Source organism: Kitasatospora sp. NPDC051164, assembly GCF_044455625.1.
In the GTDB taxonomy this organism is placed as follows: Bacteria; Actinomycetota; Actinomycetes; order Streptomycetales; family Streptomycetaceae; genus Kitasatospora.
Genome location: NZ_JBITFB010000006.1, coordinates 187,028 through 210,722, shown reverse-complemented (window position 1 = coordinate 210,722; position 23,695 = coordinate 187,028). Strand labels below are relative to the sequence as shown.

Sequence of the window (23,695 nt, the reverse complement as noted above, 5' to 3'; positions counted from 1 at the left end):
GACAACCGTCCGATGACCACCCCGCACCCGCCGCACCACCACACCGACACCGAGCCGCCCAAGTGGGGCATCACCCTGCCCCTGCCGGGCCTGACCATCGACCGGCACCGCTTCCTGGTCGAACGGCTGCCCGACCTCGGCTACACCGACGTGTGGAGCGCCGAGGGCGGCGGCACCGACGCCTTCACCCCGCTGGCCGCCACGGCGGCGTGGTCCCCGTCCCTGCGGATCGCCACCGGTATCGTCCCGGTGCACACCCGCGGCCCGGCGGTGCTCGCCCAGACCGCCGCGACACTCGCCCAACTCGCCCCCGGACGACTCCTGCTGGGCATCGGCGCCTCCGTCCCCGCGCACGTCACCGACATCAACGGCATCCCCTTCGACGAGCCGTTCAAGCGCACCCGGGACGTGCTGCGCTTCGTCACCCGGGCACTGCGCGGCGAGTACGTCACCGGCGGGTTCGACACCTTCGACATCACCGGCTACCGGCTGCCGCACCCGCCCGCCGACCCGGTCAAGGTGATCCTGGGCGCGCTGCGGCCCAACATGCTCCGGCTCGGCTTCACCGAGGGGGACGGCGCCATCACCAACCTGCTGTTCCCGCACGACGTGCCGAAGATCCTGGAGACCGTCGGCCCGCAGCCGCCCGGCAAGGAGCTGGTGGTGAAGGTCTTCGTCTGCCCCACCGAGGACACCGACTACGCCCACCGCGCCAGCCGGCCCTTCCTCGCCTGGATCCTCAACCGCGAGCCGTACCGGAAGTTCCACGAATGGCTGGGCCACGGCGAGTTGCTCGCCGAAACCCACCGCCGGTGGGCCGAGGGGGATCCGGAGGGCGCCCAGAAGGCCCTGCCGGACGAGGTCGTCGACGGACTCTTCGTCAGCGGCTCCCCCGAGGAGTGCCGCGAGCGCATCCTCGCCTACCACCGCCCGGGCGTCACCACCATCCAGCTGTACGTGTCGCTGCCGCCCGAGATGTTCGTCAGCCGGGCCAAGCTGCTCGACACCCTGGCCCGGCTCGGCCCGGCCGCCCGCTGACCCGCCGCCGTTCCGTCCGATTCCCATCCGAGGAGAGCCCGTGCCCCTGGAGATCCGCGGCGGGGTCCGCGCCGCACCCGTCCCCGGCGACACCCCGCAGGAGCGCCAGGCCCTGCGCTGGGCCCCCGACGGCCGCGACCGCACCGCCGACCCCGCGTACGTCGCCCGCACCGCGCGCGAGAACGAGGAGGACGGGCTGGACAGCGCCCTGGTGGTGCAGTCCAGCTCGTGGCCCGACCCCTGGCTGGTGGCCTCCTGGGCGCTGGCCGCCACCACCCGGCTGCGCATCGCCGTCGCCCACCGGGTCGGCACCACCGCGCCGACCGTCGCCGCCCGTTCCCTGGCGACCCTGGACCGCCTCTCCGGCGGACGGGCGGCGGCGCACGTCGTCATCGGCTCCAACGACCGCGACACGGCCCGCGACGGCGACCTCCTCGACAAGGCGGAGCGCTACCGCCGGGCCGAGGAGTACCTAGACCTGTTCACCCGCTACCTGACCGCCGACCGGGACATCGACCACAAGGGCGAGTTCTACACCGTGGCCGCCGCCCGCCCCGGCCTGCACCCGAGACCGGGCGGCGAACTGCTCTCCTTCGGCGGCTCCTCACCGCAGGGCCTCGACCTCGCGGCCCGCTACGCGCAGGTGTACGCCGTCAGCCCGCTGCCGCTGCCCGACACCCGGCGGCGGATCGCCCAGGCCCGCGCTGCGGCCGCCGTCCACGGCCGGTCCCTGCGGATCTGGCGGCACATCACCGTCGTCCTCGCCGACACCGACGAGGAGGCCCGCGACCGGGTCCGCCGGCTGCGCCGGGACGCCCTGCGCCTCACCTCCGGCGGCGCCGGCGGCCGCTGGCGGGAGGCCGTCCAACTCGACCGCGACCGCGAGCGCGGCCACTCCGACCCCGCCCACGGCGACGAGCAGGTGGCCGCCTACGTCCGCCGCTCCCTCAGCGCCGCCTACGCCGGCTCCCCGGCCGCCGTCGCGGCCCGGATCGGGCTCCTCCGCTCGGCGGGCGTGGACATCGTCCAGCTCGACCTCGCCGTCGAGACCGACCACGACCGGGAGCTGCGCCGCGCCCTCGTCCGCCACCTCCGCGCCGGCCTCGGCACCCCGGCCGACCGCCGCGACTGGTGAACACGCCACCGCCCCGACCCGGGACCGCCTCAGCCGTACAGCGCCACCCTCGGCTGGACCGTGCCCGGGGAGGCCTTCAGCACGGTGAGCCGGTAGTACTGGGTCAGCGTGTGGTGGCTGTGGAGGACCAGTTTCGCCGAGGTGAGGCCGGTGTACAGCGTGCCGGTTTGGCTGGCCAGCGGCACGGTCTTCCAGACGCCGCCGGCCAGGATCTCGAGCTTGATGTTCCCCGGGGTGAGGAAGGGCCCGTTGTCGGGTGACTCGACGAGGATCTGCGGGGCGATGGTCTGGTCCGCCCCCGTGGGGTTGCGGTAGGTGACGGTGATCCGGTGCGCCGCGTGGTCGGACGGCAGCGGGCTGCCGGGCAGGTCGACGAAGGAGGTCGGCACGGCGCCGGCGACCGCCTGCGGGGCGGAGGCCACGGCGGCGGCCGCCGGCGAGGGCAGTGTGAAAGCGGCGGCCGGCAGAGCCGCGAGGGCGGTCAGGGCCAGGGCCCGGCCGAAAATCTTCCTGGTCGGCATGGCGGCCTCCTTCGATCGTTCTCGGGTCCCCCGGGATTCCGCCGGTGGCCGGACCGTACCCGTCCACCCTGCACTCCGATGGCGCAACGCGCATCCGCGCCGGACCGGCGGCCCCCGGGGTCCACGGCCGACGGGGCCGGTGGACCGGTAGATTTCGGTCCCCCACCACCACCCGAGGGAGCGCCCGTGCCCGCCCGGCCCAGCCTGCTGTACGTGACCGACCTGGCCTACCCGGCCCGCGGCCGCCGCTACGGCGACGAGGACGTCTTCCTCACCTCCCGGCTGCGGGAGTGGTTCGACCTGGCCCTGTGCCACCCGCTCGACGCCCGGGCCCTGATGGCGCGCTTCGACGCGGTCGTGGTGCGCAACAGCGGGCCGGTGCTGCACTACCGGGAGGAGTACGCCCGTTTCCGGGACCGAGCCCTGGCCGACGGCGTGCGGGTCTACAACCCGCTGACCGGGCGGGGGGACATGGCCGGGAAGCAGTACCTGCTGGACCTGACCGAGACCGGCCACCCGGTCATCCCCACCGTCGACCGGCCGCAGGACCTCGCCCGGCTGCCCGGCGCCGACCGCTACGCGGTCAAGCCCAAGGAGGGTGCCGACAGCATAGGCCTGCGCTTCCTCACCCCCGACGAGCTGGAGGGTCCGGACGGTCCCGCGTGGGGCGAGGTGCTGGTCCAGCCGCGGATCGACTTCCGGTACGAGGTCTCGTTCTATTTCGTGGACGACGCCTTCCAGTACGCCCTGCACGCCCCCGACCCGGCCCGCCGCTGGGTGCTCGAGCCGTACGAGCCGAGCCCGGCCGACCTCGCGTTCGCCCGGCGCTTCGTCGACTGGAACACGCTCGAGCACGGGATCCAGCGGGTGGACGCCTGCCGGGCGCCCGACGGGCGCCTGCTCCTGGTCGAGCTGGAGGACCTCAACCCCTACCTGTCCCTCGACCTGGTCCCCGAGGAGACCCGGGAGCGCTTCGTCCGGGCCATGGCGGATTCGCTGCGCCGATTCCTGGCTCTGCCAGGCTGACCGGCGGACGGGCTTACCGACGGACGGGCTGCCCCGGGCCTCACTGCCGGGGGACGCCCCCGACGAAGTCCTTCAGGGCGTCCATCCGGGTCCGCCGCCCGGGCGGGTAGCGGCGCAGCGAGCGCTCGGCCCGGCGCGAGCCCGGCCGGTAGCGCCAGCGGGCCCACGGCGAGTCGGGTTTGGCCAGCCGCAGGCAGGCGACCAGCGCGATCAGGGGCACCAGCAGCCCGATCACGCCGACCGCCGTCTTGCCCTTGAGGATCGCCCCGACCGAGAACAGCAGGTTGACCAGCAGCAGCACGGCGAAGGTCAGATGGGCGGCGGCGCCCTGGCCGGTGTCGGAGAACGGGCTGAACCCGGCGACCAGCAGCAGTCCGACCGCCACCGCCAGGAAGGTCGCGTCGACGGACTTGCGGCCTTCGCGCGTCCAGTAGACGTCCTCCAGGTGCAGCCACAGCGCGTACTCGTCGAGGGTGAGCGCGGCGCCGGCGCCGAACAGCGCGGCCAGGACCTGCACCCCGGGGGTGTCCGGGCGGTAGGCGAACTCCATCGCGCCGGCCACCAGCATCGCGAGGATGCCGTACACCTGGTGGTGCACATGGGTGCCGCCGACCTCGACGTTGCGGAACGGCCCGCGCCCGGCCCGGATCAGCCGGGTGACCACCCGGGTGCCCACGAAGGTGAGCACGAACGCACCGACCATCCACAGGCCGATGCCGTGGTTGGGCACGGTCACCACCACCTCGACCTCGGTGTCCGCGGAGCCCACAGCCGCGGCGTCCCGTCAGTGGCCGTGCGGGGCGTGCGCTCCGCAACACTCGCGCCGTCGCGGCCCGTTACCCTCCGGCACCACGCACCTCCGCACCATGCCGCACTGTTCTGCCCGGGGCGGTCGGACGGGCCCGGGGCCTCTACTGCCCAGCGTATCCGGATCAAGCGGAGGGGGCCCGCACGGGCGGGCCCCTTCGCGATCACTCGGTGTGCGGGAACAGGACTACAGGTTGGAGCACTGCCCGAGCCTCGGCCCGGTCACCGTGTTCGGGTGTCCGTCGTTGGTGGGCGGCGGGGTGTTGCCGGCGCAGGAGAGCATCCCTCCGATGGTGTTGCTCTCGATCTCCGCGCGGGTGTCCTCGGGGAACGGACCGGTGCCGGTCGTGCCCTGGACCTGGACCGATCCGGTCACCTGGTTGGCGATGACCTCCAGGCCGCCGTGGTTGCTGCCGAGCAGCAGGGAGCCGTTGAGCCGGTTGCCGGCGCAGCCGTCGTCACCGGGGTCGCCGACGAGCACGAAGCCGGTCGAGCTGTAGACGCTGGTCGTGATGCCGACCGTGCTCCCGCACAGGGCGAAGAGCGTGCCGTTGGAGGACAGGACGGCCCCGTGGACGGTGGAGCCGCTGATGAACAGCGCGCCGCCGCCCGGGTTGTGGACGGTGCCGTTGACGGTGGCGCCGACGACGCAGGTGCTGTCACCGGTCGCGACCACGTCGCCGACGGTCCCGGTGATGGTCCTGGTGCAGCTCACCGTCTGGGTGATCGACTCCAGGCTGCCCGCCAGGTAGTTCCCGTCGCCGCTGTACTGGGCGGTGATGGTGTGGGTGCCCGGCAGCAGGTTCGCGAAACTCACCTGGGTCCGGCCGCAGTTGGTGCCGCCGCCGGGGGTCAGCGTGCCGGTGCCGAGCAGGGTCGTGCCGTCCCGGAAGGTGACGGTCCCGGTGGGCGGCAGGCTCGGGTTGGTGCTGGGGAACGCCGGACACACGGTGTCGGTGAAGGTCACCGCGTGGCCGAAGGGGGACGGGTTCGCCGACGGCGTGAGGGTCGTGTCGACCGGTGCCTTCTCGACGTTCTGGACGAGGGTCATGGCCGTGTCGCCCACGAAGTTCGGGTCACCGCTGTAGGTGGCGTCCACGTTGTGCGGGCCGGGGCTGAGGGAGGCGATGTCGTCGGAGGTCGCCGTGCCGGTCGTGGTGTCGACGGGAACCGGGCTGCCGAGCTGGGTGCCGTCCACCGCGAAGGTGACCGTGCCGCCGTCCGGTACGGGCACGACGGTCGCGGTGAAGTGCACCGGCTGGCCGTACAGCGAAGGGTTGGACGAGGAGGACAGCGTCGACTTGGTGAGCTGCGGGACGCTGAAGAAGATCGTGTCGGTCGGCTGCGCGGTGGTCTGGCCGAGGCCGTTGAGGTTGCCGATGAACGCCCCGTAGAAGGTGTTCCCGACGGCTTTGAGCTGCTGGTAGTCGCCGAAGAGCCGCTCGTTGGGGTTGCTCGCGGTGCCGACCTTGGTGGTGTACGACTGCAGGACGGTGTCGGTGAAGGTCGCGCCGTGGTCGGTGCTGCGGGCGAGGTGGGCGGTGAACTCGGGGAAGCCGCTGGCGTTGGTGCCGTCGTTGGTCAGGTAGAGGACCCCGACCGTCCCGTCGTTGAGGACCGCCACGGAGGGCAGCGCCGCGTTGGTCGAGGCGGAGACGTTGACGGCGCCGCCGACGTTCATGCCGCCCGTGCCGTTGTCCGTGAGCCGGCGGATCCGGATCTGGTTGTTGCCGGAGACGTCCGCGCCGTAGGCCACGTAGACGTCGCCGTTGGTCGGGTCGACGGCGACGTGGTCGACGCCGCCCTGGAGGGAGTTGACCCCGCCGAACTTGTAACCGGCGTTCCCCTGGCGGGTGTTGTCCGTGGAGACGGCGATGCCGTCGGTGCTCCCGCCCAGCGTCCAGTTCTGTCCGGCGTCGGTGGACCGGTTGAGCATCAGGGTGACGTTCTCCGGCTGGGTGGTCCCGCCGCCCTGCTGATAGAGGGCGTACATGGTGCCGTTGCGCCGGTCGGCGGCCAGCCGGAGCCCGCCGTTGATGACGCCGCCGCTGAGCGCGCCGGTGCCGGCCACGTTGTCCCGGTCGAAGTTGACCGGCGGCGTGTTGTTGGCGTTGTGGGAGACGTTCACGCGGTCGTGCGGGACGCCGCCGCGGAAGTCCTGGTAGGCGACGTAGACGTTGTCCTGGCTCGCCGTGCCGGTGTCGCGGTTGACGATCAGCCAGGGCTGGTCGGCGTTGGTGCCGGTGGCGCTGGTGATCTGGGTGGTGGTGGGCGTCGGGTTGTTCCAGCTCCACGACGCCAGTTGGGTCGGGTCGGTGGTCGAGCCGGTGACGATCTGGTTCCCGCCGGTCAGGAAGGTGGCGTAGAGGGTGCCGTTGCGGCCGAAGTCGATCGTCTGGTCGTTCGGGCCGCCCGAGGTGTTCGCCACGCCCGGGGGCGGCGGGATGGTGGCCTCGTCCTTCCAGGTGATCCCGCCGTCCGCCGAGTACAGCAGGTCGGCGTTGCCGTTCCAGGGGAAGGTGAAGCGGGTGATGGCGACCTGCTGGGGGTTGGCGGGGTTCATCGCGACGGAGGCCTCGCCGAACGTGGTGGCGCCGACGGCCGCGTCCGCGTCGACGACGTACACGCCCGGCGTCCTGACCGCCGGCCGCACCCTCCTGGGGCTCGTCGGGACGGTGCGTGGCGAACGGTCCGGCGGCTGGTCGCTGCCGTCCTGGACCGAGGGTGCCGACGGGCTCTCGGCCGCCCACGCGTGCGCCGACACCAGGGCCGGACCGGCGGCCAGGGACAGCGCCAGGGCCGCGCCGAGCGACCGTCTGAACAGGTGCGGTCGTGGTCGGGGTCTTACGGGTTCCACCGGCGGTTCCTTTCGAACGAGCACACAGAGTGGTCACAGTGTGTGGAGGCCGGAACCCGGACGATCGTCGGGCGCGAGCGCCGTACACTCGTTCGCCCACCGAATCACCCCCCTTCGGACGAGCGACGCACCCCGGAACGCACCGCCGCCCCGGGAGCGGTCTCTCGGGGCGGCAGGGCTCACACGGCGCCAGGACTGACGTGGCGTCAGCAGATCCGCGGCAGCTGTTCGCCCATCGGCAGGTCCACCACCCTGGTGCCGCCGAAACCGGTCCGGGCGACGACCATGCCGGGGTGCTCCCCGACGCACTCGCCGATCACCACCGCCTCCGCGCCGAGCGGGTGGGCGCGCATGGCGGCGAGGACCGCGTCCGCCTCCCGGCGCGGCACGAAGGCGACGAGCTTGCCCTCGTTGGCGACGTACATCGGGTCCAGGCCCAGCAGTGCGCAGGCGTTGGCGACCGCGTCGGGGACGGGGACGGCCCGCTCGCTGATGGTCACGCCCACTCCGGCGGCGGCCGCGATCTCGTTGAGCGCCGCCGCCAGCCCGCCGCGGGTGGGGTCGCGCAGCACGTGCAGGTCGGGGGTGACGGCGAGCATCGCCTCGACCAGGCCGCCGAGCGCCGCGCAGTCGCTGCGCACCTCGACCCCGAACTCCAGGCCCTCCCGGACGCTCATGATCGCGACCCCGTGCAACCCGATCGACCCGCTGACGATCACCACGTCGCCGGGGACGGCCCGTTGCGGCCGGATGTCGACCCCGGCGGGCACCAGGCCGATGCCGGCGGTGTTCAGGTAGATGCCGTCGCCGTGCCCGGCCTCGACCACCTTGGTGTCCCCGGTGGCCACCTCGACCCCGGCGGTCCGGGCGGCGGTGCCGAGCGCCCGGGCCACCCGGTCGACCACGGCCATCTCCACCCCTTCCTCCAGGATGAATCCGCAGGACAGGTACGCCGCCCGGGCCCCGCTCATCGCGAGGTCGTTGACCGTGCCGTTGACGGCGAGGTCGCCGATGCTGCCGCCCGGGAAGAACAGCGGCCGGACGACGTAGGAGTCGGTGGAGAAGGCCAGCCGGGCCCCGCCGAGCTCAAGGACGGCCGAGTCGCCGAGCCCGGCGAGGGCCGGGCCGCCGAAGGCCGGCGCGAAGAGGTTCTCCACCAGTTCGGCGGACATCGCCCCGCCACCGCCGTGCCCCATCACCACCCGGGGGTGGTCGCGCAGCGGCAGCGGGCAGCTCCAGCCGGCGAAGTCGGGCGCGGGCGGGGCGTCGGGGGCCGCGGCCCCGGTGAGGATTTCGGTGTCAGCCAACGGGGCTCGCCTCCTGAGCGGCGACCGGCGCGCTGAGCCGCCGGTAGAGGTAGTACGCGGCGCAGGCGCCCTCGCTGGAGACCATGGTGGCGCCGAGCGGGGTGCGCGGGGTGCAGACCGTGCCGAAGGCCTCGCACTGATGGGGCTTCAGCAGTCCCTGCAGCACCTCGCCGCTGCGGCAGGCGGCGGGTTCACACGTGGTGATCCCCGCGACGTCGAAGCGGTGTTCGGCGTCGTGGTCCCGGTAGTGCGGCGCGAGCCGCCAGCCGCTCTGCGGGATCACGCCGATGCCGCGCCAGGGGCGGTCGGCCACCTCGAAGACGTCCTCCAGCATGGCGCGCGCCGCCGGGTTGCCCTCCGGCCGGACGGCCCGCGGGTAGGCGTTGTCGACGGTGTGCTCCCCGCACTCCAACTGCCGTACGGTGCGCCGGATTCCCTCCAGGATGTCGAGCGGTTCGAAGCCGGTGACCACGATCGGCACCCGGTGGCGGTCGGCGAGCGCCGGGTACTCGTCGGTGCCCATCACGCTGCACACGTGACCGGCGGCGAGGAAGCCCTGGACCCGGCAGTCCGGCGACGCCATGATCGCGTCGATCGCCGGGGGCACCCGGACGTGCGAGACCAGCATGCTGAAGTTCCGCAGGCCCTGCTTCCTGGCCAGGTGGACGGCCATCGCGTTCGGCGGCGCGGTGGTCTCGAAGCCGATGCCGAAGAAGACGACCTCCCGGCCCGGGTTCTCCCGCGCGATCCGCAGCGCGTCGAGCGGCGAGTAGACCACCCGGACGTCGCCGCCCTCGCCGCGGACCCGGAACAGGTCGCGGTCGGTGCCGGGCACCCGCAGCATGTCCCCGAAGGAGCAGAAGATCACCTCGGGCCGGGCGGCGATCGCCAGCGCGCGGTCGATCATCTCCAGCGGGGTGACGCACACCGGGCACCCCGGCCCGTGGATCAACTCGACTTCCTCCGGCAGGAGTTGGTCGATGGCGTGCCGGATGATGCTGTGCGTCTGACCGCCGCACACCTCCATCAGCGCCCACGGCCGGGTGACCGTCGCCCTGATGTCCGCGAGCAGGCCCTCGGCCAGCTCCGGGTTGCGGAACTCCTCCAGGTACTTCACCGTCCGGCCTCCTCAGCCGCTCGCGCCGCGTCCTGCCCCGCCACCGCGTCCTGCTCCGGCACAGCGTCCTGCTCCGCCGCCGCGTCCTGCTCCGGCACCGCTGCGAACGCCCCCGCGGCGAACTCGCCCGCCGCCTCCCACGGGTCGCCGAACTCCTCCTGCAGCAGCCCGAGTTCCTCGAACAGGGCGAGGGTGCGCCGGGCCGACTCCTCGTCCAGTCGCTGCAGCGCGAAGCCCACGTGGACGATCGCGTAGTCGCCCACCGCGAGGTCGGGCAGGTACTCCAGACACACGTCCTTGATCACCCCCCCGAAGTCCATGACCGCCATCCGGGTCCCGTCCCGCTCCCCGATCTCCGTCACCCTGCCGGGTACCGCCAGGCACATCCGCTCTCACTCCTCCCGGGTGGCCGCCGAGCGGGCGGCCACCATCAGCTGGCCGAGCGCCAGCCCTCCGTCGTTGGGCGGCACCCGGCGGTGCCGCAGCACGGTGAAGCCGTCCTCCCCGAGGCCGCGCGCGCAGGCCGAGGAGAGCAGGGCGTTGGCGAAGACCCCGCCGCTGAGCGCCACCGTGGTCGTGCCGTACCGCTCCCGGACGGCCGCGCACACCCGGCGGACCAGGTCGGCCACCGCGGCGTGGAAGCGTGCGGCGACCAACCCGACGGGCGCGCCCGCGGCCACGTCCGCCACCACCGCGGCCAGCACCGGCCCGGGGTCGGCGAGCCAGCCGTCCGCCCGGGCGGGCAGCCCGAATCCGTAGCCCGCCACCGCGCCGAACTCGGCAGCGGCCGCCTCCAGTTCGATCGCCGCCTGAGCCTCGTACCCGGCCCGCTGGCAGATCCCGGCGAGCGAGGAGACCGCGTCGAAGAGCCGGCCCATACTGGAGGTCGGCACGCAGTTCAGGCCGCGCTCCAACTGCCGCTCCAGCAGCCGAAGTTCGTCCGCCGGGCAGGCCGCGACCGGCGGCAGACCGGCGGTCCAGGGCAGCCCGGCGGCGCGCAGGTGCGCCAGCGCGGTCCGGTACGGGCGTTCGACCGCCGTGTCCCCGCCGGGCAGCGGCACATAGCCGAGGTGGGCGAGGCGGCGGAACCCGTCGTAGTCGGCCAGCAGTACTTCGCCGCCCCAGATCGCGCCGTCCTCGCCGTAGCCGGTGCCGTCGAAGGCCAGGCCGAGCACCGGCCGGCTGCCGTCCAGGCCGTGCTCGGCCATCACGGCGGCGATGTGCGCGTGGTGGTGCTGCACCTGGCGCACCGGGCGGCCGACGGCGGTCCGCTCGGCGTGCCGGACCGAGCGGTAGCCGGGGTGCCGGTCGGTGACCAGCAGTTCGGGGCGCACCCCGGTGACCGTGCCGAGCTGGTCGACCGCGCGGTCGAAGGCGCGCAGCGTGGCCAGGTCGTCCATGTCCCCGATGTGGCCGGACAGCCAGGCGTAGCCCTCGCGGGCCAGCGCGAAGGTGTTCTTCAGGTCGCCGCCGACCGCGAGCGCCGGGCGGACGGGCACCGGCAGGGGCAGCGGCAGCGGCGCGTATCCGCGTGAGCGGCGCAGCGGCAGCTGTTCGCCGTCCACCACCCGCACCACCGAGTCCTCGCACGGGACGTGGATCGGCCGGTCGTGGGTGAGCCAGCCGTCGACCAGCGGGGCAAGCTTCTCCAGGGCCTCCCGGTCGTCGGTGACGATCGGCTCGCCGGAGAGGTTGGCGCTGGTCATCACCAGCAGGTCCGGCCCCGGTGCGGCGAGCAGCAGATGGTGCAGCGGCGTGTAGGGCAGCATCACCCCGAGGTCGGGGCTGCGTGGGGCCACCGCCTCGAACTCGGGCGACGGAGCTCCGGTGCGGCGCAGCAGGACGATCGGCCGTACCGGTCCGGTGAGCAGTTCCCGCTCGACCGGGCCGAGCGGCAGCAGGCCCTCGACGGTGGCGAGGTCACGGGCCATCAGCGCGAAGGGCTTGTCGCCGCGCCGCTTGCGGCGGCGCAGCAGGGCGACGGCGCCGGCGTCGCGCGCGTCGCAGGCCAGGTGGTAGCCGCCGATGCCCTTGACGGCGAGGACCGTCCCGGTGGCCAGCAGCCGGCGGGCCTCGGTGAGCGCGTCCTCCCCGGCGAGGTCGGCGTGCCCGGGCACGGTCAGCGCGAGCCGCGGCCCGCAGGCGTGGCAGGCGACCGGCTGTGCGTGGAAGCGGCGGTCGGCCGGGTCGGTGTACTCCCGGGCGCAGTCCGCGCACATCGGGAAGCCGGCCATGGTGGTGTTGGCGCGGTCGTAGGGCAGGCCGGTGACGATGGTATGCCGGGGGCCGCAGTTGGTGCAGCTGATGAAGGGGTGCCGGTGGCGGCGGTCGACCGGGTCGGCGAGTTCGGCGAGGCAGTCGGCGCAGACGGCGACGTCGGGCGGGATCAGGGTGGCCCGGGGTCCGTCGGTCCGGGACGGGGTGATGGCGAAGCCCGTCGCGCCGGTGGCGGTGAGCGGCGCGTGTTCGACGGAGGCGACGTGCGCGAGCGGCGGCGCGTCGCCGGCCACCCGCCGGCAGAACGCCTCCACCGCCTCGGGGCTGCCCTCGACCTCGGCCAGGACGCCTTCGCCGGTGTTGGTGACGCTGCCGGCCAGGCCGAGTTCACCGGCCAGGGTGAAGACGAAGGGCCGGAAGCCGACCCCCTGGACGAGGCCGCGGACGGTGACCTGCCGCCGCTCGCGGTCGAGTGCGCGGGGACCGACCGTCACGGGGCCTCCCCGACCACCGCGTTCTCGTGCCCGTGCCAGTGCCTGTGCTCGTGCCCGTGCCAGTGCTCGTGCCCGTGGTCGTGCTCGTGCCCGTGCTCATGGGGGGTGGCAGCCATCACCGGCCGGTGCGGCTCGGCGCCGTCCAGGACGGCCAGTGCCCGCTCCAGAAGCTCCCCGACGCCCTGCCCGGTGCGGGCCGAGGTGTGCACCACCTCCACCCCGGGGTTGACCCGGCGGATGTTCGCCGTGAACGTGGCCTCGTCGAACTCGGCCGCCACGGCGAGGTCGGTCTTGGTCACCAGCACCAGGTTGGCCAGCCCGAAGGCGGTCGGGTACTTGAGCGGCTTGTCCTCGCCCTCGGTCACCGAGGCGAGCACCACCCGCAGCGACTCCCCGAGATCGTACGAGGCCGGGCAGACCAGGTTGCCGACGTTCTCCACGAAGAGCAGCCGGCAGTCCTGCGGCAGCCAGCCGTCCAGGTGTCCGGCGAGCATCCGTGCCTCGAGGTGGCAGAGCCCGTCGGTGAGCACCTGCTTGACCGGCGCGCCCGAGCGGGCCAGCCGTAGCGCGTCGTTCTCGGTGGCGAGGTCGGCGGTCAGCGCGGCGACCGGCACCCCGCGCCGCCGGGCCAGCCCCAACTCGGCTTCCAGCAGGGCGGTCTTGCCGCTGCCGGGGCTGGAGAGCAGGTTCACCGCGACCGTCCCCCGGGCGGCCAGCGCCGCCCGCAGCTCGCGGGCACTGTCGTCGTTGCGGGCGAGGACCGCCTGGCGGAGGTCGACCGTGCGGCACATCGGCATCAGCCTTTCTGTTCGGCCGGGACGTCCGGGCGCTCGGCCCACTCGACGTCGAGGATCTGGAGCTCGCGCCCGGACAGCAGCTCGACGCCGCCGCCGGAGCAGCTGGGGCAGCCGAGGTCCGGCGGCATGCCGACGGCCCACTCGGTGTCGCAGGGAACGCACCGGGCCCGCGCCGCGACCGGCTCGGTGTGCAGCACCGCGCCCTCCACCAGCGTTCCGGCGCAGGCCAGTTCGAAGCAGAAGTCGAGGGCCTGGGGGACGACTCCCGCCAACTCGCCCACCTGCAGCCGCACCCGGGCCACCCCGGCGGCCCCGTGGTCACGCGCGGCCGCGTCGACCTGTTCGACGACGGCGGCGGCGATCGACATCTCGTGCATCGGTCCCTTCCCACGGCGGGCGGTCGGCGCGCCCCACGACCAGGCGGGCCCACGACCAGGCGGGCCTCCCGACAAGGCGCGCCCCATTACAAGGCGCGATGGCGGCCACGGCTCGAAGCCGCGCCGCCACCGCGCCCGGGGCTGCACCGTTCGCAGCAATTCGCGGCTCACATCCGTGAGATCCGCAGGTACCGCTTGAGGTCCGGCAGGCTCTGCCAGACCAGTGCGCCGAGCCCCGCCAGCAGGGCCGTGCAGAACAGTTTCCTCAGCATGGTGTTGTCTCCCTCTCCGACTGTGTGGCCTCGTCCAGGACCCGCAGGACCACCTGGACCGCTTCCTCGACGGCGGCGGCGACGGGGGCGCTGAGCCCGATGCCCTCCTCCAGTGACGCCGGCTCGCAGCCGACCACCAGCACCCGCCCGGGCGGCTCGCCGCCGGTGCCGGCGGCGAGCGTGGCGAGCAGCGCCAGCACCGCGTCCGGTCCCATCCGGTGTCCGTCCAGGATCGGCGCCTCCAGCGGCTCGGCGGCCGCCTCGATGAGGTAGACCGTCCCGGGCGCCCCGCCGCGGCAGGTGGCGTCCACCAGGACGGCGGTCCGGTAGCCGTCGAGCAGCCGGTACGCCAGGTCCACGCCGCGCACGCCGATGTCGACCGTCTCGACGCCGTCCGGCAGCGGGTGCGCGGCCAGCCGCCGGACGGTCTCCACGCCGAACCCGTCGTCACCGAGGAAGATGTTGCCCACCCCGGCGACCAGGACCGTCCCGCCGCTCATGCGCCCACCCCGTCCCGGACGGCGCCGTCCAGCGGGGTGACCTCGTCAGGCTGGAAGTAGCGGAACCGGCCCTGGGCCCGCCACAGGTCGGCGCCCGGGTCGTCCTCCAGCGTGACGGCCAGGTGCACCGAGCCGTCGACGTCGTGCAGCACCGCCTCCACCACGCCGGTCCGCCCGTCGAGGAAGAGGTCCTGGGCGTCGGTGCGCCGCCGTCCGGGCCGCAGCAGGACCCGGCTGCCGGCGCCGACCGACCGGCCGTCGACGAGCACCCGGTCCCGCTCGGGGTCGACCGCCGGATCACTGCCCGGGTCCCACCAGGGCTGCTCCGTGTCGGCATCGGCGCCGGTGAGGTCGCGCAGCCCGCGGATGGCGCCGTGCAGGCGCTCCAGCACCTCCGGTGGCATGGAGTCCGCCAGGTCGATCACGGCCGCGGCCCGCTCGTCGGTGCCCCGGGCCTCCCGCTTCTCCTCCTCGGTCAGGGCCGCCGTCCGCAGCGCCAGGATCTCGTCGATCTCGGTCGCGTCGTAGAGGGTGCCGAGGCTCTCCGGGGCGACGCGCGGGTGGTCCTCCAGGATGATCGGCGAGGACAGCACCACCCCGCGTTCGCCGTCCGGTCCGGCCAGCACGGGCCAGGTGTGCCGGCTGCGGCAGCCCTCGACGGCCGACCGGGCCCACTCGGGCGGGTCGGTGGCCGACACGAACCGGCCGTGCTCCAGCCCCAGCAGCAGGTGGGCGGAGACCAGGGAGCGCGGCAGCGCCTCCTCACGGCTCGCCCGCCGGGGCGGCACCCAGGCGGAGACGTTCTCCACCACCGCCTTCAGCCGCTGCGCCCGGTACTGGCCGGGCAGTTCCTCGACTGTCAACCGCACCAGGCCGTCGACCTGTTCGCGGCGCCGCACCAGCCGTCCGACGGCGGTGCCATGCTCGCGGAGCAGCTCGGTCTCGCCGACGCCCGGCAGCCGGAACGCCCGCTGCACACCCTCGCCGATCAACTCGTCGACGGGGAGCAGGAGCTCGATCCGCTCCTCGACGCCCTCGTCCCACTCCACGAGCACCCGGTCGGCGAGTTCCAGGCGTTCCACCGGCTCGAAGCCGCCGGAGTCGGTGGCCTGTTCGACGGTGCGCCGCTGGACCCGCAGGAAGCGCAGTTCGACGGCCAGCCGGTCCTCCCGACGTGCCTCCATGACGCACTCGGTGTGCTGGTGCGAGTGCTCGCCGCCCTGCGCGGTGTACTCGGGCGGCACCAGGACGCCGAACTGCCAGCGCAGCCGGTTCTTCGCCGCCGAGGCGCGGTACGGGTAGAGCACGTAGCCCTCCAGCAGCACCGCGTCGGCGATCTGCCGGGCGGCCGCGAAGCCGCGTTCGATCCCGGCCGGGAAGGCGCTCACCGGGCCACCTCCTCGATCGCGGCGGCCGTCAGCAGCTCACGCACGGTCGCCTCCCAGGAGGGCAGGGCCTGCCGGGAGCGGTAGGCCAGCAGCGCGTCCATCACCTCGTCGGGCAGGCGCAGCCAGCCGCAGCCGGGGAAGTGCTGGTCGATCGCCTCCCGCCAGACCCGTACCGGCATCCGCACCTGGGCCTCCTTGTCCCAGGGCACCGGGGTGACCTGGAAGCCGCCGGGGCCGGCGAAGGCGGTGCCGGAGAAGAGCAGCAGCAGGGGTACGTCCCCGCCGTCGAGCGCCCGGAAGTAGCGGGCGGAGGCCACCTCCAGGTCGTAGCTGCACGGCACGGCGAGGTCGGTCTCGGTCTCGCCGGTGAAGCCGGGCACCAGCAGCGGCACGGTGGCGAACTGGATCGGGTGGAGCGTGCTCGCCCAGCGCTGCCGCTCGCCGAACAGGTCGGTCAGCCGCTCGCCCTCCGGCTCGGCGTACGACCGGCGGCCGGGTTCGATCCGCAGCTGGCACCGGAGCACCAGGGCGTGCACCCGGGTGTCGGCCGGCGCTGTGATCCGCAGCCGGAACACCAGGGTCGGCACGGCCGCGTACGGGTCGGACCGCACGCCGGTGCAGGAGAAGCCGAGCGTCGTCATGCCGTCACCGTCGCGGGCAGCGGGCGGGCCCGGGCGGCCAACCGTTCGAAGAACGCGTCGAGTTCGGCGCGCGCCTCGGCCCCGCCGTCGAAGCCGTGCCAGCACCGCCGCAGCCGGCCGACCAGCTCGTAGCAGATGTCGATCGGCACCAGGAAGCACTCGACGCGCCGGTCGGTGCGGCGCAGCAGCAGCGCCTCGACGTCCGGTTCCAGGGCGGCGGCCAGCCGGCTGCCGCCGAGGGCGCGTTCCCAGGCTTCCTCGTCCACTTCGCTCTCGGTGGCGCCGGCCGGGCCGGGGTAGAACGCGAGCAGTTGGTCCAGGACCGCGTTGCGGAACAGGAACGCCGTGCCGACCGGGATGCCCAGGACCGACCAGGCCCGCTCGTCCAACCCGCCGTCCGGGTCGGCGAGGTAGCGGTCCGGTACGGTGCGGAAGCGCCCGCCGGCCGCGGCCGGCTGCTGGAACAGCAGGCCGCAGGCGGTGCAGGTGCAGGCCAGCGCCCGTTCCTCGACGTCCACCAGGTGGCGGTGGCCGGCCGGCAGGTCCCGGCCGCAGAAGCCGCACTGCTCAGGGCGCGGCGGCGCCGGCTCGCGCAGTCGGCGCAGCAGGGCGGTTCCGTCGCGGGAGATCCGGCGGGTGTTCATCGCGCCTCCGCGGTCTGCGGCGGGCGGGTGGCGATCTGCAGCAGCTGCGGGTCGCGGGCCAGCTCCAGGGCCGTCACCTCGGGGGCGTGGCAGGCCAGGACGGCCTCCACGTCGCCCTCCGCGCTGCCGCAGCCGGAGGCGGTCCGGCGCAGCCGCAGGACGCCGGTGCCCGGGTCGAAGCCGAGCACCTCGACCCGCTCGGGCAGGGTCGCGAGCGCCCGGTCGATCCGGGCGGTGACGGACTCGGGGTGCAGGTCGTGCAGGAGCAGCAGCCCGGCCACCGCCGGGTCGTCGAGCATCTGTTCCAGGGCGGGCGGGGGCAGCGCCGGGACGATCCTGGCCAGCCCCTGGCCGTAGAAGTCCATCAGGTCGCGGACCAGTTGCTCGCCCGCCTGCTCGGCTCCGCTGCCGGTCAGGGCGTCCAGGGCCTCCTGGATCCGCAGCCCGGTCTGTTCGGCCGTCATGCGGTGAGCCCGCTCAGGCCGGTGGGCACGTGCATGGTCTGTACGGTGCGCCCGCCGACGTACATGTGCACGCCGCAGGGCAGGCAGGGGTCGAAGCTGCGCACCGCGCGCATGATGTCGATGCCCTTGAAGTTCTCCGGGGAGTTCTCCTCGAAGATCGGGGTGTTCTGCACCGCGTCCTCGTACGGGCCGGGCGTGCCGTAGCTGTCGCGGACGCTGGCGTTCCACGGGGTGGGCGGGTACGGGTGGTAGTTGGCGATCTTGCCGTCGCGGATCACCATGTGGTGCGAGAGCACGCCGCGCACGGCCTCGGTGAATCCGCAGCCGATCGACTCGTCCGGCACTTCGAAGCGTTCCCAGGTCTGGCTGCGCCCGGCCCGGACCTCGTCGAGCGCCTTCTCGGCGAAGTGCAGGGCGGCGGCGGCCGCGTAGGCCTGGAAGTAGGTGCGGGCCCGGTTGCGTTCGAGGGCGTTGCTCCACTGCGGGATCTTCCACTCGAAGGTGACCTCGGGCTTGGTCATCGAGCGGGGCAGGTTGATCTGCACGCTGTGGCCGGTGGCCTTGATGTAGCCGATGTCGACCAGCCCGGACAGCGCGGTGGACCAGAGCCGGGCGATCGGGCCGCCGCCGGTGTCCAGGGCGAGGTGGTCCTTGCCGTCGAACCAGCGCGGGGACATCACCCAGCTGTACTTGTCGTCGAAGTTGCGCTTCTGCGGCTGCGGGATGGTGTGCTGGTTCCACGGGTGCCGGGGGTCGACCGGGTTGCCCAGCGGGTCGTGGGTGACGAAGAGTTCCTTGCCCTGCCAGTCCTCGTAGTAGGAGCTGCCGAGCAGGATCCGGATGCCGAGGTTGATCTGCGTCAGGTCGTTGGTGACGAGCTTGCCGTCCACGACGATGCCGGGGGTGACGAACATCCTGCGTCCCCAGTCCGTCATGTTGCGGTAGGTGAAGTCGCAGTGGTCCGGGTCGTTGAGGCTGCCCCAGCAGCCGAGCAGGATCCGCCGCCGGCCGACCTCCTCGTAGCCGGGCAGCGCCTGGTAGAAGAAGTCGAAGAGGTCGTCGTGCAGCGGCACGACCTTCTTCATGAACTCGACGTAGCGCATCAGCCGGGTGAGGTAGTCGGTGAACAGCTGCACGGTCGCGACCGTGCCGACGCCGCCCGGGTAGAGCGTGGAGGGGTGCACGTGGCGGCCCTCCATCAGGCAGAACATCTCCCGGGTGTACCGGCTGACCTGCAGCGCCTCGCGGTAGAACTCGCCCTCGATCGGGTTGAGCGAGCGCATGATGTCGGCGATCGTCTTGTACCCGTGGTCGCCCGCGTGCGGCGCCTCGGTGCGCTCGGCCAGTTCCAGCACGCCCGGGTTGGTCTCGCGGACCATCTTCTCGCAGTAGTCGACCCCGACCAGGTTCTCCTGGAAGATGTTGTGGTCGAACATGTACTCGGCGGCCTCGCCGAGGTTGATGATCCACTCGCCGAGGTGCGGGGGCTTCACCCCGTACGCCATGTTCTGGGTGTAGACCGAACAGGTGGCGTGGTTGTCGCCGCAGATCCCGCAGATCCGGCTGGTGATGAAGTGCGCGTCGCGTGGGTCCTTGCCGCGCATGAAGACGCTGTAGCCGCGGAAGACCGAGGAGGTGCTGTAGCACTCCGCGACGCGCTTCTGCTTGAAGTCGATCTTCGTGTGGATGCCGAGGCTGCCCACGATCCGGGTGATCGGGTCCCAGGACATCTCGGTCAGGCCGCTGCCGTCGCCGGCCGCCCTGGTCGTCGGTGTTGCCATCGTGTCTGTCGTGTCCTTCTCTGCAGGGGCCGGAGGCGGCGGCGACGGGCCGCACACCACGGGGTGTGCGGCCCTTCGGCGTCACCAGGGCGGGCGGTAACCCGTGGTCAGGTGGCGGCCGGTGTGGCGCCACTTCGGTTCCTTGTCGACGGTCTTCAGCGTGATCGCGCGCAGCCGGCGGACCACCGCGCCGTACGCGCTGCTGGCTCCGGAGGAGACGCGCGAGCCGGGCGGCGGGTCCATGAAGGGCATGAACTTGTCCGGGAAGCCCGGCATGGTGCAGGCGATGCAGATGCCGCCCACGTTCGGGCAGCCGCCGATGCCGTTGGTCCAGCCGCGTTTGGTGACGTTGCACTTGACGACCGGGCCCCAGCAGCCGAGCCGCACCAGGCACTCGGGAGTGCCGTAGTCGGTGGCGAACTGGCCCTGCTCGTAGTAGCCGCCGCGGTCGCAGCCCTCGTGGACGGTGGCGCCGAACAGCCAGGTCGGCCGCAGCTTGTCGTCCAGCGGGATCATCGGCGCCGAGCCGGCCAACTGGTAGAGCAGGTAGGTGAGCGTCTCGGCGAAGTTGTCGGGCTGGATCGGGCAGCCCGGCACGCAGACGATCGGCAGCCCGGCCTTGGACTTCCAGTCCCAGCCCAGGTAGTCCGGCACGCCCATCGCACCGGTCGGGTTGCCGGCCATCGCGTGGATGCCGCCGTACGTGGCGCAGGTGCCGATCGCGACCACGGCGGTCGCCTTGGGGGCGAGCCGGTCCAGCCACTCACTGGTGGTGATGGGCTGGCCGGTGGCGGGGTCGTCACCGAAGCCGCACCAGTAGCCCTCCTTCTTGATCTTCTCGTTGGGGATGGACCCCTCGACGACGAGGACGAACGGCTCGATCTCGCCGCGCTCGGCCTTGAAGAACCACTCGACGAAGTTGTCCGCGCCCTGGACCGGGCCGCACTCGAAGTCGATCAGCGGCCAGTGCACGGCGACCTTGGGCAGGCCGGGCAGCGCGCCGGTGACGATCTCCTCGATGCTGGGCTGCATCGCGGCGGTCAGCGAGACGGAGTCGCCGTCGCAGCTGAGGCCGGCGTTGATCCAGAGAATGTGCACCACGTCGGTGTCGGTTGTTACAGCACCCATGAGGATGCCTCCTCGGGGATGGGAGCCGGACGAAATGGCTCAAACACAGTCATAGCAACAGTCCGGACCGGCCGCCGTTCCACGGACCCGCCGGGGTCACCCCGGGAGCGCAAGCCGGCCGGGCCGTTCGGGTCACGTCTCGGCGAGGAGCCCTGCGGGGGCGGGGCGCTTGCGGACGAACGCGGACCGCAGCGCGTGGTACGGCGATTCGGGGGTGAAGAACTGCCGGTGCATCACCGCCAGCTCCTCCTCCCGGTAGGCGGCGAGCGGCTTGGCCGCCTCGTCGGCCTCGCGCGCGGCCTTCTTCCCCGCGATCCGCCGCTGGACGGCGGGCGAGGCGGCGAGCAGCCCGGCCAGGCGGGCCGCGACCGGCCCGAACTCCTGCGGCCCGCAGTCGACGACCCGGTCCACCAGGCCGATCCGCTCGGCCGACGCCGCGGACACCGGCAGCGCCTGCCGGGTCAGCCGCTCGGCCTGCGCCGGCCCCACCCGGCGCGGCAGGGTGTACGTCCAGTACTCCGACCCGTACAGCCCCATCAGCCGGTAGTGCGGGTTGAGGACGCAGCCCCGCCGGCACCACACTTCGTCCGCCGCCAGGGCGAGCATCGCCCCGCCGGCCGCCGCGTTCCCGCCCAGGGCGGCGACCACCAGCCGGTCGGTGGTGGTGAGCACCTCGGCGACCAGGTCGTCCATCGCGGTGATGTTGGCCCAGGACTCGGCGGCCGGGTCCGGCGCGGCCTCGATGACGTTGAGGTGGATGCCGTTGGAGAAGAAGTCCCGGCCGCCGCCGAGCACCAGCACCGAGGTCGGCCGGCGCAGCGCGAAGCGGTAGGCGTCCAGCAGGCGGCGGCAGTGGTCGGTGGACATCGCGCCGCCGGGGAATGAGAAGCGCAGGAAGCCCACCGGGCCCTCCTCGCGGTACTCCAGGTCCGTCCAGGTGGACCGCCCGCCCTCACCCGCCATCAGCGGGGCCGCCACCTCCGGCAGCGCGGGCAGCAGGGCGCCGAGCGCCGTCACCGCCGGGAGCTTGACGGTCGCGCGCCCGCCGGGCGGGCGTCGGCGCCGGAGTTCCGGGATCCACACCGCGCCGTCCGCGGTGGCCCGGCACACCGCCCCGGCCCGGGTGGCGATCAGCTCGCCCGTGCGGCCGCGCAGCAGCGGCTCCGGGTGCCCGCCGTGCAGGTACCACTCGTCGTCGCCCAGCGTGTCGAGCACCCCGGGCTGGGAGTCCGCTGCGCGGAGCTTGCGCAGGACCGTGGCGGTGGGGTCGGCCGCCCAGTCGATCCGGCGCTCCGCCTGGCGCAGGAACGGGCGCACCCGCACCGGCTCCCGCCAGGACGGGCCGTGCTGCGGCTGCGGCGCGTACGAGCCGGAGGCGAAACGCTCGACGGCGGCCAGCACGGCCCGGACGGCGGCGTCGGAGACCTCGTTGCGGTACAGGTCGCTCTTCCCGAGCCCGGGCAGTCGGCAGGGCTCCCGGGCCCAGACCGGCCCGGCGTCCATCTCCGCCTCGGCCTGCAGCACCGTCACGCCCCAGTCGGCGGCGCCCTCCTGGATCGCCCGGTCGAGGGAGGAGGAGCCCCGGTCGCCGGGCGGGCCGGGATGGACGACCAGGCAGGTCAGCGCCGACCAGACGTCCTCGGGGATCGCGGTACGCAGCATGGGCGCCAGCAGCAGGTCCGGCGACCGGCGGCGGATCGACGCCCGCAGTTCCTCGTCGTCCCCGGCGAGCAGGACGTCCACGGTGTGCCGCCGGTCCCGCAGTTCGGCGTGGAGGCGCTGGCTGAGGCTGTTGAAGGCGCTGGCGAGGAGCAGGATCCGCATGTCTGCCTCCGGGGGTGCGGGCGGCCGGGAACCCGGCGATCATCACCCCCGGTCCCACCGACCCCCGGCCGGTGCGGCATGCCGCGCCGCCCGTTCACCCGTGCGGCGGTCACCCGCGGGAGCCGGCCTGCGGCGGTCACCGCGCGGGTGTCAGCGGCCGGCGGTCACCGTGCGGGGGTGAAGTCCGGCAGGCGGTCCAGGCTCTCGGCGACGGCGGCGAAGCCGTACTCGAGCATCTGCTGCTCGTACTGCTCGACGGCGTCCGGGAGTTCGGCCGCGCCTCGCTGGACGGCGGTGAGCGTGCGGGCAAGCAGGGCGGCGTCGCGCAGGGCCGTGTTGGCGCCCTGGCCGCCGCTCGGCGGCATGGTGTGGATCGCGTCCCCGAGCAGGGTGACCCGGCGAGTGCCGCTCCAGTGCGGTACGGGCTCGGCGTAACGGACGGTCAGGGGGGAGCTGTTGACGACGTCGGCCTGGCGGACGAGCTCGACGAGGTCCGGGTGCCAGCCGTCGAGCAGGTCCAGCAGGTCGCCCCGGACGGCCTCCCAGGGCCTCGGCCCGGCGGGGAGGTCGCCGGTCGGCATCACCACCCAGCGCAGGTAGCTCCCGGTGTCGGGCAGCCGGACGTCGGGCGCCAGCTCGGCGGCGGCGAGCCTCGGCGGCCGACGGAACTCCATCCGGCCGAGCAGCAGGCTCGCGCCGGTGCCGTGCACCACGGTGCCGAAGCCGGGGACGAGGGCGGCGAACCGCTCGGTGAGCGGGGTGCGTCCCAGGACGGCGCTGCCGGGGAGGGTGACCACCTCGGCCCCGGGCAGCAGTTGGCGGCGCACCGCCGAGCCCACGCCGTCCGCGCCCACGAGCAGGTCGCCGACCGCGCTGCTCCCGTCGCCGAGGTGCGCCTCGACCGTGCCGTCGGCCCGCTCGGTGTAGCCGACCACGGGCTTGCCGAACTCGACCCGGTCGCCGAGCCCGGCCAGCAACAGCTGGCGCAGCACGTACCGGTCGGCGGCCGTGCCCTCGTCCGCGGTGCCGAGCCGGCGGATCTCCTGCAACTGCTGGTCGACGACCCGTCGCTCGCCCGCCATCGGCCCGGAGACGGCCGCCAGCAGGGCGTGCAGCCGCTCCGGCAGGCACGCGTGCAGAGCGGCCAGGCCGTGCGCGTTCAGGGCGATCCGGAAGCCCTGGTAGCGGCTGTGCGGGCCGTCCTCCCGCTCGAGCACCCGGACGTCCACGCCCGCCCGCAGCAGTCCGTGCGCGAGGCAGAGCCCGCCGAGTCCGGCCCCGGCCACCAGTACCTTCATGTCCGCTCCCCATGTTCGTCTCCCCGTCGGAGTCGATCTTGCCGCAGGGAGCCGACCCGGTG

22 protein-coding genes are annotated in these 23,695 nt (G+C 73.6%); 3 read left to right on the top strand and 19 right to left on the bottom strand.

The features are described from left to right. Positions 1-12 precede the first annotated feature (12 nt). Together ACIBEC_RS11540 and ACIBEC_RS11535 are read left to right on the top strand one after the other, a co-directional pair. Positions 13-1,038, top strand: coding sequence for an LLM class F420-dependent oxidoreductase (locus ACIBEC_RS11540; RefSeq protein WP_360490982.1), 1,026 nt, complete (start codon positions 13-15; stop codon positions 1,036-1,038). A 40-nt stretch (positions 1,039-1,078) separates the two neighbouring features. Further along, positions 1,079-2,173, top strand: coding sequence for an LLM class flavin-dependent oxidoreductase (locus ACIBEC_RS11535; protein WP_360490985.1), 1,095 nt, complete (start codon positions 1,079-1,081; stop codon positions 2,171-2,173). Positions 2,174-2,202: 29 nt separating this feature from the next. Here the strand turns inward: ACIBEC_RS11535 and ACIBEC_RS11530 are convergent, their stop codons facing one another. Then, complete coding sequence (locus ACIBEC_RS11530) at positions 2,203-2,694, bottom strand: signal peptide protein (RefSeq protein WP_360490988.1); 492 nt, start codon at positions 2,692-2,694, stop codon at positions 2,203-2,205. A 186-nt stretch (positions 2,695-2,880) separates the two neighbouring features. On the opposite strand from ACIBEC_RS11530, the gene ACIBEC_RS11525 reads away from it, so the two are divergent. After that, positions 2,881-3,720 carry a hypothetical protein gene (locus ACIBEC_RS11525; protein WP_360490991.1) on the top strand — a complete coding sequence of 280 codons (840 nt, stop codon included), beginning with the start codon at positions 2,881-2,883 and terminating at the stop codon, positions 3,718-3,720. A gap of 40 nt (positions 3,721-3,760) precedes the next feature. Here the strand turns inward: ACIBEC_RS11525 and ACIBEC_RS11520 are convergent, their stop codons facing one another. The 18 genes from ACIBEC_RS11520 to ACIBEC_RS11435 all read right to left on the bottom strand — a co-directional run bounded on the left by ACIBEC_RS11520 (position 3,761) and on the right by ACIBEC_RS11435 (position 23,633). Continuing rightward, positions 3,761-4,489 carry a hypothetical protein gene (locus tag ACIBEC_RS11520; RefSeq protein WP_360490994.1) on the bottom strand — a complete coding sequence of 243 codons (729 nt, stop codon included), beginning with the start codon at positions 4,487-4,489 and terminating at the stop codon, positions 3,761-3,763. A 225-nt stretch (positions 4,490-4,714) separates the two neighbouring features. Next, positions 4,715-7,384, bottom strand: coding sequence for an Ig-like domain repeat protein (locus ACIBEC_RS11515; RefSeq protein ID WP_396287882.1), 2,670 nt, complete (start codon positions 7,382-7,384; stop codon positions 4,715-4,717). A 206-nt stretch (positions 7,385-7,590) separates the two neighbouring features. Next, positions 7,591-8,676, bottom strand: coding sequence for a hydrogenase expression/formation protein HypE (gene hypE, locus ACIBEC_RS11510; RefSeq protein WP_360491556.1), 1,086 nt, complete (start codon positions 8,674-8,676; stop codon positions 7,591-7,593). A 7-nt stretch (positions 8,677-8,683) separates the two neighbouring features. Continuing rightward, complete coding sequence (gene hypD, locus ACIBEC_RS11505) at positions 8,684-9,808, bottom strand: hydrogenase formation protein HypD (protein WP_360491000.1); 1,125 nt, start codon at positions 9,806-9,808, stop codon at positions 8,684-8,686. After that, positions 9,805-10,194 carry a HypC/HybG/HupF family hydrogenase formation chaperone gene (locus ACIBEC_RS11500; RefSeq protein ID WP_360491003.1) on the bottom strand — a complete coding sequence of 130 codons (390 nt, stop codon included), beginning with the start codon at positions 10,192-10,194 and terminating at the stop codon, positions 9,805-9,807. The genes hypD and ACIBEC_RS11500 overlap by 4 nt, the downstream gene beginning before the upstream one ends. A gap of 6 nt (positions 10,195-10,200) precedes the next feature. Further along, on the bottom strand, positions 10,201-12,519 hold the full coding sequence (gene hypF, locus ACIBEC_RS11495) for a carbamoyltransferase HypF (RefSeq protein WP_360491006.1): 2,319 nt from the start codon (positions 12,517-12,519) through the stop codon (positions 10,201-10,203). Next, positions 12,516-13,310, bottom strand: coding sequence for a hydrogenase nickel incorporation protein HypB (gene hypB / locus ACIBEC_RS11490; protein WP_360491009.1), 795 nt, complete (start codon positions 13,308-13,310; stop codon positions 12,516-12,518). Before hypB ends, hypF begins: the two co-directional genes overlap by 4 nt. A gap of 5 nt (positions 13,311-13,315) precedes the next feature. Next, complete coding sequence (gene hypA / locus ACIBEC_RS11485) at positions 13,316-13,693, bottom strand: hydrogenase maturation nickel metallochaperone HypA (protein ID WP_360491012.1); 378 nt, start codon at positions 13,691-13,693, stop codon at positions 13,316-13,318. 167 nt (positions 13,694-13,860) lie between these two features. Further along, positions 13,861-13,965, bottom strand: a complete 105-nt coding sequence (locus tag ACIBEC_RS11480) for a DUF6893 family small protein (protein WP_396287881.1) — start codon at positions 13,963-13,965, stop codon at positions 13,861-13,863. Next, positions 13,959-14,465 carry a hydrogenase maturation protease gene (locus ACIBEC_RS11475; protein WP_360491015.1) on the bottom strand — a complete coding sequence of 169 codons (507 nt, stop codon included), beginning with the start codon at positions 14,463-14,465 and terminating at the stop codon, positions 13,959-13,961. Before ACIBEC_RS11475 ends, ACIBEC_RS11480 begins: the two co-directional genes overlap by 7 nt. Further along, positions 14,462-15,853 (bottom strand): hypothetical protein, encoded by a 1,392-nt coding sequence (locus tag ACIBEC_RS11470; RefSeq protein ID WP_360491018.1) that lies wholly within the window; start codon positions 15,851-15,853, stop codon positions 14,462-14,464. Before ACIBEC_RS11470 ends, ACIBEC_RS11475 begins: the two co-directional genes overlap by 4 nt. Continuing rightward, positions 15,850-16,494 (bottom strand): DUF6084 family protein, encoded by a 645-nt coding sequence (locus ACIBEC_RS11465; protein WP_360491021.1) that lies wholly within the window; start codon positions 16,492-16,494, stop codon positions 15,850-15,852. The genes ACIBEC_RS11470 and ACIBEC_RS11465 overlap by 4 nt, the downstream gene beginning before the upstream one ends. After that, positions 16,491-17,138: a DUF5947 family protein gene (locus tag ACIBEC_RS11460; RefSeq protein ID WP_360491024.1), complete on the bottom strand. Its 648-nt coding sequence runs from the start codon at positions 17,136-17,138 to the stop codon at positions 16,491-16,493. The genes ACIBEC_RS11465 and ACIBEC_RS11460 overlap by 4 nt, the downstream gene beginning before the upstream one ends. Then, positions 17,135-17,602: a thioredoxin gene (locus tag ACIBEC_RS11455; protein WP_360491027.1), complete on the bottom strand. Its 468-nt coding sequence runs from the start codon at positions 17,600-17,602 to the stop codon at positions 17,135-17,137. The genes ACIBEC_RS11460 and ACIBEC_RS11455 overlap by 4 nt, the downstream gene beginning before the upstream one ends. Continuing rightward, positions 17,599-19,383, bottom strand: coding sequence for a nickel-dependent hydrogenase large subunit (locus ACIBEC_RS11450; protein WP_360491030.1), 1,785 nt, complete (start codon positions 19,381-19,383; stop codon positions 17,599-17,601). The genes ACIBEC_RS11455 and ACIBEC_RS11450 overlap by 4 nt, the downstream gene beginning before the upstream one ends. 81 nt (positions 19,384-19,464) lie before the next feature. Next, entirely contained in the window at positions 19,465-20,511 is a 1,047-nt protein-coding gene (locus ACIBEC_RS11445; protein WP_360491033.1) for a hydrogenase expression protein HypE, read from the bottom strand. A gap of 132 nt (positions 20,512-20,643) precedes the next feature. After that, positions 20,644-22,335 carry an enoyl-CoA hydratase-related protein gene (locus ACIBEC_RS11440; protein WP_360491036.1) on the bottom strand — a complete coding sequence of 564 codons (1,692 nt, stop codon included), beginning with the start codon at positions 22,333-22,335 and terminating at the stop codon, positions 20,644-20,646. Positions 22,336-22,499: 164 nt separating this feature from the next. Then, the gene (locus tag ACIBEC_RS11435) at positions 22,500-23,633 is read right to left on the bottom strand and encodes an NAD(P)/FAD-dependent oxidoreductase (RefSeq protein WP_360491039.1); all 1,134 of its coding nucleotides are present in this window, start codon (positions 23,631-23,633) and stop codon (positions 22,500-22,502) included. Between the last annotated feature and the right edge of the window lie 62 nt (positions 23,634-23,695).